The organism is Streptomyces sp. MB09-02B (genome assembly GCF_033794485.1).
Lineage (GTDB): Bacteria > Actinomycetota > Actinomycetes > Streptomycetales > Streptomycetaceae > Streptomyces.
The window spans coordinates 1-14,640 of sequence record NZ_JARGEE010000229.1 but is presented as its reverse complement, the minus strand read 5'-3'; the positions used below and the strand labels follow the sequence as shown (position 1 = coordinate 14,640).

General features: G+C 67.5%; 16 protein-coding genes and 1 pseudogene. 15 read left to right on the top strand and 2 right to left on the bottom strand.

The genetic code is table 11. The features are described from left to right. The 15 genes and pseudogenes from P1P70_RS27560 to P1P70_RS27490 form a co-directional block, all read left to right on the top strand. Positions 1 to 1,159: pseudogene (locus P1P70_RS27560) on the top strand (hypothetical protein); the annotation flags it as partial. A gap of 11 nt (positions 1,160 to 1,170) precedes the next feature. After that, positions 1,171 to 1,605, top strand: a complete 435-nt coding sequence (locus P1P70_RS27555; protein ID WP_319242342.1) for a hypothetical protein — start codon at positions 1,171 to 1,173, stop codon at positions 1,603 to 1,605. A gap of 28 nt (positions 1,606 to 1,633) precedes the next feature. Beyond that, positions 1,634 to 2,041, top strand: a complete 408-nt coding sequence (locus tag P1P70_RS27550; protein WP_319242340.1) for a hypothetical protein — start codon at positions 1,634 to 1,636, stop codon at positions 2,039 to 2,041. A gap of 31 nt (positions 2,042 to 2,072) precedes the next feature. Next, on the top strand, positions 2,073 to 2,471 hold the full coding sequence (locus tag P1P70_RS27545; protein WP_319242338.1) for a hypothetical protein: 399 nt from the start codon (positions 2,073 to 2,075) through the stop codon (positions 2,469 to 2,471). Positions 2,472 to 2,485: 14 nt separating this feature from the next. Further along, a complete protein-coding gene (locus P1P70_RS27540; protein WP_319242336.1) occupies positions 2,486 to 2,644 on the top strand; it encodes a hypothetical protein in 159 nt (52 codons plus the stop codon). Beyond that, positions 2,626 to 6,189, top strand: a complete 3,564-nt coding sequence (locus P1P70_RS27535; protein WP_319242334.1) for a phage tail protein — start codon at positions 2,626 to 2,628, stop codon at positions 6,187 to 6,189. Before P1P70_RS27540 ends, P1P70_RS27535 begins: the two co-directional genes overlap by 19 nt. 9 nt (positions 6,190 to 6,198) lie before the next feature. Beyond that, positions 6,199 to 6,708: a hypothetical protein gene (locus tag P1P70_RS27530; RefSeq protein WP_319242332.1), complete on the top strand. Its 510-nt coding sequence runs from the start codon at positions 6,199 to 6,201 to the stop codon at positions 6,706 to 6,708. A gap of 3 nt (positions 6,709 to 6,711) precedes the next feature. Further along, complete coding sequence (locus tag P1P70_RS27525) at positions 6,712 to 9,585, top strand: hypothetical protein (RefSeq protein WP_319242330.1); 2,874 nt, start codon at positions 6,712 to 6,714, stop codon at positions 9,583 to 9,585. A 9-nt stretch (positions 9,586 to 9,594) separates the two neighbouring features. Continuing rightward, on the top strand, positions 9,595 to 10,116 hold the full coding sequence (locus tag P1P70_RS27520) for a hypothetical protein (RefSeq protein WP_319242328.1): 522 nt from the start codon (positions 9,595 to 9,597) through the stop codon (positions 10,114 to 10,116). Positions 10,117 to 10,139: 23 nt separating this feature from the next. Beyond that, a complete protein-coding gene (locus tag P1P70_RS27515) occupies positions 10,140 to 10,376 on the top strand; it encodes a hypothetical protein (RefSeq protein WP_319242326.1) in 237 nt (78 codons plus the stop codon). Then, positions 10,373 to 10,876, top strand: coding sequence for a hypothetical protein (locus P1P70_RS27510; protein ID WP_319242324.1), 504 nt, complete (start codon positions 10,373 to 10,375; stop codon positions 10,874 to 10,876). The genes P1P70_RS27515 and P1P70_RS27510 overlap by 4 nt, the downstream gene beginning before the upstream one ends. Before the next feature lie 2 nt (positions 10,877 to 10,878). Further along, positions 10,879 to 11,586, top strand: coding sequence for a hypothetical protein (locus P1P70_RS27505; protein WP_319242322.1), 708 nt, complete (start codon positions 10,879 to 10,881; stop codon positions 11,584 to 11,586). Continuing rightward, the gene (locus P1P70_RS27500) at positions 11,583 to 12,137 is read left to right on the top strand and encodes a 3'-5' exoribonuclease domain-containing protein (RefSeq protein ID WP_319242320.1); all 555 of its coding nucleotides are present in this window, start codon (positions 11,583 to 11,585) and stop codon (positions 12,135 to 12,137) included. The genes P1P70_RS27505 and P1P70_RS27500 overlap by 4 nt, the downstream gene beginning before the upstream one ends. After that, positions 12,134 to 12,490 (top strand): hypothetical protein, encoded by a 357-nt coding sequence (locus P1P70_RS27495; RefSeq protein WP_319242318.1) that lies wholly within the window; start codon positions 12,134 to 12,136, stop codon positions 12,488 to 12,490. Before P1P70_RS27500 ends, P1P70_RS27495 begins: the two co-directional genes overlap by 4 nt. 11 nt (positions 12,491 to 12,501) lie before the next feature. After that, positions 12,502 to 12,849, top strand: coding sequence for a hypothetical protein (locus tag P1P70_RS27490; RefSeq protein ID WP_319242316.1), 348 nt, complete (start codon positions 12,502 to 12,504; stop codon positions 12,847 to 12,849). Positions 12,850 to 13,500: 651 nt separating this feature from the next. On the opposite strand, the gene P1P70_RS27485 is transcribed toward P1P70_RS27490, so the two are convergent. Then, the gene (locus tag P1P70_RS27485) at positions 13,501 to 13,953 is read right to left on the bottom strand and encodes an HNH endonuclease signature motif containing protein (protein ID WP_319242315.1); all 453 of its coding nucleotides are present in this window, start codon (positions 13,951 to 13,953) and stop codon (positions 13,501 to 13,503) included. A gap of 380 nt (positions 13,954 to 14,333) precedes the next feature. Continuing rightward, positions 14,334 to 14,465 (bottom strand): hypothetical protein, encoded by a 132-nt coding sequence (locus tag P1P70_RS27480; protein WP_319242312.1) that lies wholly within the window; start codon positions 14,463 to 14,465, stop codon positions 14,334 to 14,336. Between the last annotated feature and the right edge of the window lie 175 nt (positions 14,466 to 14,640).

Genomic DNA, 14,640 nt, shown 5'->3' with positions numbered 1-14,640 from the left:
CCCCACCACCGACCGCCACATGCTGTGGGCCACCGGCACCACCCTCGGTGACCCCGCCGCATGCATGGTCGGCAAACAGATCGACTACAACCCCACCCGCGGCGCAGACGGCTCCCTCACCATCTCCGTGTCGAGCCAGGCCAACGCCTACGGCCTGGAATGGGGCGACCTGCTCACCGCCGGGCAGCGCACCGACACCGGCGCCGCCAACGGCACCGCCGCCGAGTTCGGCTACGACGGAGAGGACTTCGTCCTCCTGCCCGGCGACTCCGGCGACTACGTCTCAACCCCCGACGCCGCCGCCCTGGACATCACCGGCGACATCGACCTCCGGGCACGGGTGGCGCTGGACGACTGGACGCCGGCGGCGGAGTCCACGCTGATCGCTAAGTACACGGCGACCGGCAACCAGCGCAGCTATGGGCTGGCGGTGACGGCGACGGGCGCTCTGATCCTGCGCTGGTCGGAGGACGGCACGGCGGAGCAGACGGAAACATCGAGCGCCGTCACCGGGTTCACGAACGGGTCGACGCACTGGGTGCGCGCCACCCTGGACGTGGACAACGGATCGTCGGACGCGGCGGTGAACTTCTACACCTCGGATGACGGAACGACGTGGACGGCGCTCGGGGTGCAGCAGCTGGTGGGTGCCACGACGAGCATCTTCGCGTCGACGGCGGTGCTGGAGCTCGGGGCGCAGACTGGCGGCACGGTGAACCGGGCGGCAGGGAAGCTGTTCCGCGGGCAGGTGCTGTCGGGTATCGGCGGCACATCGGTGGCTGCGCCGATCGCGGCGGCGGCAACGGACTCGGTGACCGATGCGACCCCCCGAACCTGGACGGTCAACGGGAATGCGTACGTGTCCTCGCACACGGTGCACGGGGCGCAGGCCTATCTGCAGGTGTTCAGCTTTGCGGGCACGGACGTGACGGTGAAGCTGCAGCACTCCCACGACAACGGCGGCGACGACGCGTTCGCCGATATCACTGGCGGCACCTTCACGCAGATCACCGCAGGGCCGACGGCGCAGCGGATCGCGGTCGCTGCAGGCACGGAGATCAAACGGTATGTGCGGGCTGTCACCGTCACCACGGGCGGGTTCACGTCGCTGGTGTTCGCGGTTGCCGCGAACGTCAACGTCATCGAGACCGAGTTCTGAGGGGGCCTGTGATGGGTGATCCGTTCCGCCTTGCGGCGCAGGGCCCGGTGGGGGCGTACCAGACGTTCAGTGTGAGGTCGCGCCCGGACGGGGCGGTGCGGACGGTGTGCGAGCGCGTGGGCTGCGAGGCGTGGCGTAAGGGCTGGGAGTCCGTCATCGACGAGCGCACGGATCTCGGGCAGGCGCAGGCCGTGTACATCCGGCAGCGGTCTGGGCGGACGTTCCGGGAGGCCAAGACGGATGCGGGGCTGACGGTGTTCCGGTTCGAGTCGGGGCAGCGGTGTTTCGCCGAGCATCAGACGCGGCCGGAGCTGTACCTGGTGCGGGATGGGGACTACCGGGGCAATCCGACCGGGCGCAGGCGTGTGCATACGCGGGCGGCGGACTGGGTGGAGCACATGCAGGAAGAGTTCGGCCGGTTCGGCGAGGACCGCCGCCGAGGCTAACCCAAACACGGACAGAAGGGTGTAAATCATGGCGAAAGAGAACGGGTTGGGGTGGACCACACTCAACGTGGACGACTCCGGCGGAAACGCGCGAGACATCCGCAACGACGTCACCAACCTCGACTGGAGCATGCCCCGCGGCGTCCAGGACATCACCGGTATCGACAAGTCCGCGGTCGAACGCCTGCTCCTCCTCGCGGACTTCTCCGGCACCATGAACGGCGTCTTCAACGACGACTCCAACAAGAGCCACGACGTCCTCAAGACCGTCGGTTCCACCTCGGCAACCAGGACGATCGGCATCGTCATCTCTGGTCAGACACTCAACAACGAATGCCTGATCACCGACTACGCCATGACCCGCGCCGCATCGGGTGAGTTCACGTGGTCGGCCCCGTTCTCCCTGCAGTCGGGCACCGCACCCACCTGGTCCTGAACCACCTCAACCACCGATTGGAGGTGCGGCCGTGGGATACCGCGAGCCCGACAGCACCATCACCCTCCGCTTCGAACCGGGCCACCGATACCACGGCCTCGAAGCCACCTGCCGCAGCATGACCATCGCCGAATACGCCACCGCCATGGGCTGGGACGGAAGCGACGGCGACGGCGACAACGACACCCTCACCCGCTTCTTCGGCGCCCTCATCAGCTGGAACCTCACCGACAACAACGACCAGCCCATCCCCGTCAGCGAGGCCCGCAGCCGCGACAAGCAACTCATCCTCGCCCTCAACAACGCCTGGGTCCAAGCACTCGTGGGGGTCCCCGACAACGACCCTTTGCCCGACAGCTCCACCTCTGGAGAACCCTCCCCGGCGCCCGCAATACCGATGGCTCCCTTGTCCGAGAGCCAGGCCAGCTAGCCCACGCCCGCCACATGCTCGGACTGCTGCGGCAGTTCCCCGGCTACACCCTGTCCACCCTGATGGCCGAAGACACGCTCCTGCTGCGCCTGCTCGCCATCGAAGCCCTCGGCACACCCGACGACCCCGACACCGTGGAAGGAGGTGAAACAGGATGGCCGGAGACGATGTAACGATCACAATCCGCGCCGACAACGGCGACGTCATCCGCGCCTTCCGTGACGTGAATGGCCACCTGCGGGACATGCGCGGCCGGTTCGTCTCCGAGGGCTCGGTCATGTCCCGGTCCATGAACCAGCTGACCGCATCCATCCGTGGCGCGCGCAGCGCCTTGATCCCGCTCGCCACAGCGGCGGTTCCTCTCGCCGCCGCGCTGGGCCCGGTCGCGGTGAAGTCAGCCGCGGCGGGCGCAGCAGTCGCGGCGTTCGGCATCGCGGTGGCCGGGCAAGTGTCGCATCTGTCGGAGGCGTCGAAGGCGCAGGAGAAGTACACGGATGCGGTCGCCCAGTACGGGCGCGGGTCGAAGCAGGCGGCCGAGGCGCAGCGGCAGGTGGCGGCCACGCTGGCGGGGATGCCGCAGGCGACGCAGCGGGCGGCCGTAGGTCTGCAGACGCTGAAGGGCACCTTCCGTGAATGGTCGGACTCGACGGCGAAGTTCACCATGGCGCCGGTGGAGAAGAGCTTCACGGTGCTCGGGCAGATGCTGCCGAAGCTGACACCGATGGTGAAGGGCACCTCGACACAACTGGACCGGCTGGTGTCGGTAGCCGGGGGCGCGGTCGCAACGCCGGGTTTCGACGCCCTGGCCGACAAGTTCAGCACGTTCGCGAACGACGCCCTCAAGGATGCAGTCGACGGGATCATTCACTTCTCGCGCGCACTGTCGGAAGGCGAGGCGTCCGGCCCGATCAAGGCGTTCATGGACTACGCGGACCAGAACGGGCCAGCGGTACGGGAGACGCTGGCGACGCTCGGGGATGCGGTGACCACGCTCGCCACGGCCGCTGCTGACGCCGGGCCGGGAATGCTCACTCTGGTGAACGCGGCGGCCAGCTTGGTGGCTGCGCTGCCGCCGGAGCTGGTGACGGTGCTGATGCAGACGGCGGTAGCCCTGAAGCTGGTCACGCTGGCGGGCGCGGGTGCGGCGGCGGTGTCCACGGGAATCGCAGCACTGGGTACGCGGATCGGCGCGCTGCAGGGCGCAGCGGTGGCTGCGGGTGGTGGTCTGGCCGGGCTGCGCGCGGCGTTCTTGGCGCTGGGTACGGCAGCAAAGGCGTCCATTGTGGTGGGCGCCATCGCCGCAGTGGTGGTGGCATTCGGAAAGCTCGGCGACATCGGCCGTGAGACACCCCCGAATATCGACAAACTAACGACCTCGTTGGGGCAGTTGGGTCGAACCGGAAAGGTCAGCGGCGAGGCCGCCCGCCTGTTCGGCAAGGACTTGGACGGCCTGTTCGACTCGGTGCGGAACATCACCGACCCGTCAACGGCGGACCAAATCCAGAACGGCCTCGTCAAGGTGTTCTCGCTGGGGTTCGCCGACTCCACGCCGTGGCAGGAGGCGCGGAAGAAGCTCGACGGCGTCGACGAGGGCCTGACGAACCTCGTCAAGGGCGGCAAGGCGGATGTCGCGGCGGCGGCGTTCAAGCGACTGTCGAACGAGTACGTGGCCGGCGGCGGGAAGCTCAGCGACTTCACCGGCCAGATGGACGGCTACAAGTCGGCGCTGGCGGATGTGAAGTTCGAGCAGGATCTGATCGCCGACAGCATGGGCATTTTCGGCCAGGCCGCGCAGGACACCTCGGCGAAGCTGGACGCACAAAAGCAGTCGGCGGACGGCCTGCGCGCGAGCATCCTCGCCCTGAACGAGGTCAACCGGTCGGCGTACGACGCGCAGATCGGGTTCGAGGAGTCCCTCGACGGTCTGACCGAAAGCTTCAAGAAGCACGGCGACACCCTCAACCTGGACACCGAGGCCGGCCGGGCGAACGCGACGGCGATGTCGGATGCGGCGAAGGCGCAGGACGAGCTCATCGCGACCGGCCTGGCGGCGGGCGAGTCACTCGGCAGCATGACGAAGAAGTCGAACGAGCTCCGCGAGACGATGATGCGGCTCGCTACCGAGGCCTTCGACGGGAACAAGGCCAAGGCCACCGACTACGTCAACACCCTCCTCGGCGCACCGGGCGAGATCAAAACGCTGGTGAAGCTGGAGCGCGAGGAAGCGATCGCGGGGCTGGAGTCGGTGCGGGAGGCAATCCGCGCAACTCCGGATTCGAAGGAGGTCAAGGTTGCGACGCTGAACGGGGCAGCGATCGCCGCACTGGAAGCCGTCGGACTGAAGACGAAGCAGCTCCCCGACGGCAAAACCGCCGTGTACACGGCGAACGGCCAGTCACTCGGCAACATCAGCTCCGTATCGACCGCCCTGGACAACCTCAACGGCAAGACCGCCACCACATACGTAGTCACGAACTACACGCAGCAGCGCAACAAGGGCTACAGCGGCAACTCGGCCACGGGCGGCAAGGCGTTCGGCGGCCTCGTCAAGGGCTACGCAGACGGCGGCGACATCCAGCACTTCCCCAACGGCGGCTACATCCAAGGCCCCGGGGGACCGCGCTCGGACAGCATCCTCGCCACGTTCGCATCCGGCGCCACCGCCGCCGTATCCAACACCGAGTTCGTGGTGCAGGCGTCCGCCGTGAAGAAGTACGGGGTGTCGTTCCTGGATGCCCTCAACAGCGGCCGCCTGAAGATCGAGCGGCTCGCCAAGGGCGGCAGCGTCCGTTCCCTGGCACGCGGCGCCCGCGACGAGATCCGCGCCGCCACCTCCGGCACCACCGAGCACAACCTGTTGAAGCTGATGGACACGATCAGCAAGGGCCACCTCAAAATGGCGTCGGCGCTGAAGCAAGTCACGTCCGCACTGGACAAGGCCAAGGACAAGCTGTCTGACCTGAAGAGTGCCGCCTCCCAGCTCAGCAGCAGCGTCAAGTCCGGCGTCCTGTCGGCCACGAACATCACCCGCGGCACGTCCGGTGACGGGCCGGTCACCCTCGCCTCGATACGCACCGGCCTGGTGCAGGGCCGCGACAAGGCGACCGCCTTCGCTGACGCGCTGAAGCGGCTGCGGTCGCGGGGCCTGTCGAAGGATCTGCTGCGGCAGATCGCGGAGGCCGGCATTGAGGGCGGCGGGCTGGAGACGGCGGGTGCCCTGTTGAGGGCGTCGTCGTCGGAGTTGAAGTCGATCAATTCGTTGCAGGGGCAGATCAGCACGGCGGCGGGTTCGGCGGGGAAGACGACGGCGGATGCGCTGTTCGGGGCGCAGATCAAGTCGCAGGACAAGCTCGTCAAGGCTTTGGACCGGCTGGCGGATGCGTTGAAGCCGAAGAAGAAGGCGGCGGGCGGCATCGTCGGGGCCGGGTTGACGGTGGTGGGTGAGGACGGGCCGGAGATCGCGCGGCTGCCGCAGGGGTCGATGGTGTATCCGTCCGGTCAGTCCAAGCAGATGGCGTGGGCGTCGATGCTCAACGCCCCGCGCAGCGCAATGCGCGGCTCGGGCAGTCGTGTCAACGGCGGGATGGTGCAGCCGATCATCGTGCACCAGACGATCACCCTCGACGGCCGCGTGGTAGCTCAGCAGGTGTTCGAGCCGCTACGCCGTGAGGTCCGCAACCGGGGCGGCCTCGAAGAGGCGTTCAGGACGACCAGATAGGAGACGGCCTTGCCGTTCATCGTGTGGAACTCGGCCGCGCCAACGACCGCCGCACAGGCGTCGGTCACCACAGGCACGGCCATCAAGACCATGCTGCAGATCGCCACGCCCAGCACGCGACAGATACAGCTGCTGGAGTGGGGCTTCAGCCTCGACGACCCGCCCGGCGCCGACGGCGTGATCGAACTGATGCAAACAGACGTCGCGGCGACGGTGACCGCGCACGTGGCCGCCGGCATCCAGAACCTCGACCCCAACGGTGTGGCGTCCCTGTGCGTCGGCGGCACCTCGGCAACGGGCTACACCGCCACGGTCGAAGGCTCCACCACCGCCACCCGCACGTTCGATGCGGTGTCGCTGAGTTCGGTGAGCGGCGAGTCGGGGCTGCAATACGTCCGTCAGTGGATGCCCGACGCCCGCCCGATCGTCCCGATCAGCAAGTGGCTGCGCGTGCGGGCAACAACCCCGACCACGGCATCGGACATGCGCTGCTGGATCGTGTTCCAGGAGGTGGGCTGACCGATGCCCATCGCCCCGCTCGTCGCGGCTGTCCGCCGGCGGCTCGGCAACCTTCCCGGCCCGATGCGGGCTGGCGGGGAGGCGTCGAACGGTGAGCCGGCGCAGGTGGAGGCGCTGATCGGCGGCGAGTGGGTTGACATTACGGATCGGACGATGGTCCGCGACAACAGCGGCTCGATCCGGCTCACCCGGGGAATCCGGGGAGAGGGCTCACAGACGGACTTCTCCTCGTCGGCTCTGGAGCTCAGGAACACGGACGGCCGGTTCAACCCGGAGCTGCCGACGGGCCCGTACTTCGAGTTGATCGGGCAGAACACGCCGGTCCGGATCAGCGTGCCGAACGGTATGGGCGGAAAGTCCTACAGGATTCGCCCAGAGGTGACCGACTGGGCGCAGGACTGGGAGCGGTCCGGGAACGACGTGTGGACGACGGCTGAACTGTCGGGGATTCTGCGGCGCCTCGCGCAGGGCCCGCCACCAGACCATTCGGTGATCTACAACGGGGTTACCGACCCGCAGATCACTGCCCTCAAGGCGTACTGGCCGTGCGAAGACCCCAGCGGGTCCACCAGTCTGGCCAGCGCCCTCACCAACGGCTCGCCCATGCGGATCTCCGGCAGCCCGCAACTGGCTGCGTTCGAGGGGTTCGGAGCGTCCGATCCGCTGCCCGTCATCACCGGCACCGCCCTCACCGGCGGCGTCGCCCGCTACGACACCACCACCGTCACCCAATACCAGGTCCGGTTCCTCCTCGCGGTCCCCGCCGATGGTCTCTCTGACGTGGACGTCATCGCCCGCATCACCCTCGACCCCGGCGCCTACACCCTGCAGTACCTGGACATCCACTACAACGACCCGGCTGGCGGACTTGGCCCCTTCGGGAACATCGGAACGCTGACGCTGCGGCCGCTGGACGGCGACGAGAACGACATCGCCCACAGCGGCACCCAGAACCTGACCATGGACGTCCGCGACCGACTGCTGCGGGTGTCGGTGGAGGTGTCGAACAACGGCAGCGCCCTATCGGCGACGCTGCGGGCCCTGGACGTGGTCAGCGGGGTGACGGATGCGGCGACGCTGGGCATCAACAGCACCCAGGTGACTCGGGTGGCGTCCATCGCCATGGGCGCCTCCACCCTCAGCGATTCTGCGGAGGGGTGTACGGGTACTGCGGTGGGGCACGTCACGCTTCAAACGACGATCACCCCGATCACCGACCTGGGACGGGCGTTGCAGCCGAACGGGGAACCGGCGGGACGCCGCATCGCACGGTTGTGCGATCAGGAGGGCATCCCGTTCCAGTCGGTCGGCGATCTCGACGACACGGTGGCGATGGGCGGGCAGGGCCGCTCGAATCCGTTGACGCTGATCCGGGAGTGTGTCGAGGCGGACGGCGGAATGCTGTACGAGTCCCTCGACGTCCATGGCCTCGGCTACCGCACCCGCGCCAGCCTCTACAGCCAAGACCCGGCGCTGGTCTTGGACTATGCGGGCTACAACCTCTCTGAGGTGCCGGTCCCGGTGCGGGATGACCAACTGATCGCGAACAAGGTAACGGTCACCGCGAACGGAGTCTCCGCCACCTACGAGGAGACCGAGGGCCGCATGTCGACCGCGTTGCCCCCGGCCGGGGTGGGCGTGTACGGGTCATCCGACACTGCCCTGAATTTGGAGTCCAGCGACCCGGCGGTGCTGCGGGATCATGCGGCGTGGCGGGTGCGTCTGGGTACGGTGGTCGGATCTCGGTATCCGCGGGTATCGGTGAACCTGGCCCACCCGAGTATCACGCCGGACATGCGGCGGGCGGTCCTGGGCTTGCGGCAGGGCGATCGGGTACAGATCGTCAATCCGCCGGAGTGGCTGCCTCCTGACACGATTGACCAGATCGTTTTGGGGTTCGAGGAGTCGATCACTCACTTCGAGCACCGGCTGACGTTCATCTGCGCGCCGGCCGCCCCGTACGCGGTCCATGATCTGGACGACGAGGGTGCCCGGATCGACACGGACGGCTCCGAGACCCTCACGGCAGTCTCCGATTCGGCGACGACCGTGTACGTGGCGCCGTCTGCCGGCCAGAGCTGCTTGTGGACGACGGACACTGCGGACATGCCGTTCGACGTGCGTGCCGGCGGCGAGGTCATGTCGGTGACCGCGTGTACGGGGTTCATCGAGGACGCGTTCGCCCGTACGTCCTCGAACTCGTGGGGGAGCGCGGATACGGGGCAGGCGTGGACGTCTGCGGGTGGGGTGGCGGCGGACTACAGCGTGGGTTCTGGGTATGGGGTGCATGTCCTGTCGACGGTGGATGCGACCCGGCGGACGTCGATCGCCGCGATCCACCCGGACTGCGATTTCTACGGCAGCATCACCACGTCGGCGCTGGCGACGGGGAACTCGCTGTTCGGGGCGCTCACCGCGCGGATGCTCGACAGCGAGAACATGTACATGGCCCGCCTGGAGTTCACGACGGCCAACACGATCGTGCTGATGCTGCGGAAACTCGTCGCCAACGTGGGCACCGACCTCGGCTCCGTCACCGTGCCTGCTACCCACGTTGCGGGCACGTTCATCCGCGTCCGGCTCCAGTGCCAGGGCACCGCGATCAGGACGAAGGCCTGGGCGGCGGGCACGGTGGAGCCGCCTCGGTGGGACGTCGAGGTCACCGACTCGTCGATCGTCGCGGCGAACTCGCTGGGCACGCGGTCGATCACCGTCACCGGCAACACCAACGGCGCGGCCGTGCAGGTCCGCTACGACGACTTCGACGTGGTCAACCCGCAAACGTTCACCGTGACCCGCTCCGTCAACGGCTGCGTCAAAGCCCACAGCGCGGGCACGGACGTGCGCCTCGCCTACCCCACCTACCTGGCCCTGTGAGGAGACAACATGCCCGCTGAGGCCTACCCCGTCCCGGCTGCCGGTCAGCGGCTGCGCGCGTCGCTGCTGCGGTCGATGCAGTGGCAGACCGTCCGCAAGACGGCGGACACATCCCGCTCAGCGACGACGACGTACGCCGATGACCCGCACCTCGTCTTCCCGGCGGAGGCGAACGCGGTCTACACCATGCTCGGCTGGGTCAAATATTTCGCCGACCCCACCCCGGACATCAAAATGCAGTTCTCGGTTCCGACGGACTGCCTCGGCGAATGGGCGTGGAACATGCCCGGCTCCGGCACCACCACCACCGGCACAACCGGCTACTCGATCCGCACCGAGACCAACGACGTCACCAACGGCCGCACCGGCTACGGCACGTCCGACAGCCAGCACATGACCCCGCTCGGCGGCACGTTCCGCATGTCGACGACCGCCGGAAACATCGCCTTGCAGTGGGCGCAAAACACCAGCAACGCGACCGCCACGACCTTGTACACCGACTCCTTCCTGATGTTCCTACGGATTGCCTGAGGCCCCTCATGCCCCTTGTGACCATGCGCCTGGAATCGGCGCAGTACGACGGCACCAACGGGACTGTCCTGCTGGACTGGCTGGACGGCTCCTACAACATCGTCAGCGACGACGGCCAGCTGCTGATCCTCCGCGACGGCGAGGGCACGAGGAAGCGCATCCGGCTGAACGGCTGGCTGGTGCGGGACGTCAACCGGAACCTCCTGTGGCACGGCGGCAACGCCGCATACAACCAGCAGTGGATGGAGCTGCCGTCATGACCGGAGTCCACGTCTGCTCCCTCATCACCGGCGAGCCCCAAACCATCCCCGCCGACGGATACCACATCGTCCGCTTCCCCTTCGGCGGCGGAGAGTCGTACGACGCCCACGGCATGCACCAGATGCTGCAGCCCGACGGCTACCAGATCACCAACTGGCGCACGGACGACCGCGCCGGGCTGATCTGGCCGACCGTCGCCGGGTGGGGTGTGCTGACGGGGATCGTGTACTGGGAGGACGGCTCGTACAGCGAGTTGCGGGACCGGTTCGAGCGGGATCCGCTGGGGCTGTCGACGGGCCCGGACACGACGGCCACCGATCATCGCGCCCGGACAGGCGGCGTGCAGTGCTTCACGAAGGTCCACCAGATGGTTGTGCATCCGGGGACGCCGATCGCGTTCAAGGTCGGCCACAACTCCGGCAGTCCGCAGCGGATCTATCTCGCGGAGTTCAAGCTCGCGATCCATCCCGCAGCTCACCCCACGGAAGAGGGGGCCTGACCATGGCCACACAGAAGTACCCGAGAGCGTCGCTGGCGGCCTGGTATCAGAGCCGCTACCTGGGCGACCTGATGAACGCGAACACGGGCGTCGTCCACACCACGGAGGGCACCGCGCTGCCGTCGTACGGCGGCGGGGGGTCGGCGCCGACGTTCACGCTCGTACCGAGCCTGAAAGACAAGACGGTCGCGGTCTACCAGCACTTCGACGTGGACCGGTCCGCGCGCGCTCTGGTCAACAAGGCGGGCGGCGTGCAGACGAACACCCTGAACTGCGTGCAGGTGGAGCTGACCGGCACGTGCGACCCGAAGACCCGTGCGAAGTGGACGGCTGAGGGGCGCTCGTTCATCTTCTGGCCGGAGGCCCCGGACTGGGCGCTGCTGGAGTTCGCCCGGCTGGTGCGCTGGCTGTCGGACGAACACGGCGTGCGCCTCGCGTCGACCGTGACGTGGAAGGCATACCCCGGCTCGTACGGGGCGAACGGGGTCCGCCTGTCGGGCCAGGAGTGGACGGACTACTACGGCTGGCTCGGCCACCAGCACGTCCCGGAAAACGACCACGGAGACCCCGGGAACTTCCCCATGGGCAAGGTGCTGACGATGGCCAGGGAGAAGGCGTGGGAGACCAAGCCGCCGGCGCCGAAGCCGCCCACGGTGGAGGAGCGGCTGACCGCTCTGGAGAAGCGTGTCGCGAAGCTGGAGGCGGCGTGACCGCGATCGACTACGACTTGGAGTTTTTGGAGGACGGCCGCTCGATCGAGCTGATCTCCATCGGCATGGTGTGCGACGACGGCCGCGAGTACTACGCCGTGAACCGGGACATGCCTGTGCGGCGGATCCGGAAGCACAAGTGGTTGATGGAGAACGTCGTCCCGCACCTGCCGAAGGGGCACGGGGACCAGCGGATCCACATGCCGAAGCGCTGGTTGTTCCACTACGCCGACCACAGGGTGAAGCCCCGCACGGTGATCGCCGACGAGGTCATGGACTTCATCCGCGCAGCGGGGCCGGACGTCGAACTGTGGGCGGACTACGGGGCCTACGACCACGTCTGCCTCGCCCAACTCTGGGGTCGGATGATCGACCTCCCCGAGGGCGTCCCGATGTTCACCCGCGACATCCAGCAGGAGCGGGCCCGGCTCGGGCTGCGCTGGGACGAACTCCCCAAGCAGGAGGGCGGCGAGCACAACGCGCTCGCCGACGCCCGCCACAACCAGCTCGTGCGGCGGTGGCTCGCCGAGCAGGAAGCGAGAACGTCATGAAGGTATTCGGACGAGAGCCCGTGGTGGTTCTCAACACCCTGTCCGCCGTCCTCGGCCTGATCGTGTCCCTCGGCGTGACCTCGCTGACGGCAGAGCAGGCTGGTGCGATCGTCGCGGTGGTGTCTGCGGTCCTGGGCGGTATCGCTGCGGCGATGACGCGGCCGGTGGCGCCGCAGGCGTTCACCGCGATCGTCGCGTCCGGAGCGACGGCGGTGGCAGCGTTCGGGTTCGAGGTGGGGCAGGAGACCGTGGGTGCGGTGAACACGCTGGTGCTGGCGGTGCTGACGCTCCTGACGCGTGTGCAGGTGTCCCCGGCGCCCCCGTCGGCGCCGACCGGCCCGCAGAGCGTCTGATCGGAGCACTGATGCCGGACGAGCCGACTCTCGGCGAAGTCGTACGCCGCCTTGACGCCGTACACACGGATCTCAAGGAGGACTTCCGCGACGTCGCCGGGCGGCTCGACGGAAAGGTCTCCATCGAACGGTTCCAGTACGAGAAGGACGCGCAACTGGAGCGCGAGCGTCTGGTGACTGAGCGGGTCAAGGCGATCGAGGAAGCCCGCACGCTGGAGGCGAAGGAGAAGCAGGAGGCGGAGCAGCGGGCGGCGGATCGGCGGGCGGCCGACCGCAGGCTGATCTTCTCTGCGTTGATCGCCCCGGTACTGATGCTGCTCCTCACCTTGTACCTCACGAGTCAGGGGGCGGGGACGTGACGGCGGGACACGCGAGTCAGGTGCAGCGGCATCGGCGTGAGGATGCCAGGTTCGCGGTGCTCGCGGTGCTGGTGCTGGCGGGGTTTGTGCTGCTGGCGTTGTGGGTGCAGGGGCTGGCGCAGGACCGGGATGCGTTGGCGCGGCAGGTGCAGGAGTTGGGTGGGACGCCGGTGGCTGGCCCTCCTGGGTTGCGCGGGGAGCCGGGCGAGCCGGGTGTGGGTGTGACGGGGCCGAGCGGGGCACCAGGCCTGGACGGGCGGGATGGTGTCGATGGGAAGGACGCTCCCACTGTGACCCCGTCGCCGGGAACTCCGGGGAAAGATGGTGTGGACGGGGCTGATTCGACGGTGCCGGGGCCGACTGGTCCTGTCGGCCCTCCGGGCGCCGACTCCACTGTTCCCGGCCCGAGCGGTCCGCCAGGGGCTGATGGCCGCGATGGAGTCGACGGCAGGGACGGATCCGATGGGCAGCCGCCTGCGGGCTGGACTTTCGAATACCGAAACGCCACTTACACCTGCCGCCCGGCGGATGGATTCGACCCGAGTAGTCCGCAGTACGAATGTGACGCGTCAGAGTCTCCGCCGAACGAAGAAGACTCGGGCCAAAACCCACTAGCCGTGGGCCTTGACCCGAGTCGACGGCAATGGTGAGTCACACTTTCAGCGTGTCCTCCGCAATCCATTTTGCTCGCAGTCGCTTGCTTTTCGCTGCTTCGCAGATGCTGCAATACCTCTGGTATCCGCGCCCGCGCTTCGTGCGGTATATCCGGTCGTAGGCGTGCCCTCTGGGGCAGTGAGTCTTCCGGGCGTTGATGGCTGAGACGGTGGAGGAGTCTTTGAGCGTGTTCTCGGTGATGGTCACCACTTGGAGGTGCTGCGGGTTGACGCAGGCTCGGTTGCGGCAGACGTGGTTGATGACCATGCCGTCGGGGATCTCGCCGTGCATGTCGTACCAGGCGACGCGATGAGCGCGCCGGTTTTTGCGGCGGAGGTGGAATGTTCCGTAACCGTCTTTGTCGAGGGCGCCTGTCCATACGAGGCAGTCGACGTCACGTCGGGTGCGTGTCATGAATCGGGCTTTCTCGGATTCGGTGAGGTTTCCCATGGGGTAATTCTATTTTGTCCGCAAGGCTAGCAGGGGGCGCAAGGCAGAATTCCGGCCTTGGTGATCTGTGATAGTCGCGACATTCAACGACGGAACTGATTGCTATTCGAGGGTCGAGCAACGGTCCGCAGGCGGCGGGTGCGTTGGATCCGCAGCGCCGCGTGTACGCGTAGGGAGGCTGTCGTGGCCAGGATGTTGGGGGCGTGGTCGCGCCCGTGGTGTCCGCACTGTCGCGGCCCGGCAGGGTTGGACTGCCCGGATCGGTCGTGGTCGAAGGGGGCGCAGCGGGCGCGGGAGGAGCGGGAGTGGCGGCGCAGCATCACTTTCGAGGCTCCTCGAAAGTGACAAGGGTTTTCAGTAGCCGGGCATCCGTAGGGTGATCACGCCGCTTCGACGACCTCGGCTCGCATCGCCTCCGCCCACTCCTCCCGCAGCCGCTCGTACACGGGGCGATCCTCCGCCCGCAGGTACCCACCGGACCGCACCATGAGCGCCCGGATCTCCGCGTTCACGGCCGCAGCAGAGCGCACGGCACCAAGGCCGGAAGGGGAGGAGGGCATACAGCCAGCCTATCTAGCGAGGCAGCCAACACATCTGACCCGGCCAACAAATAGACTACTGTCGTCCTCGCTCTTCACAAAAACATTCAACACAAAAAAACGACAACAAATCTAAAATGAATATAGT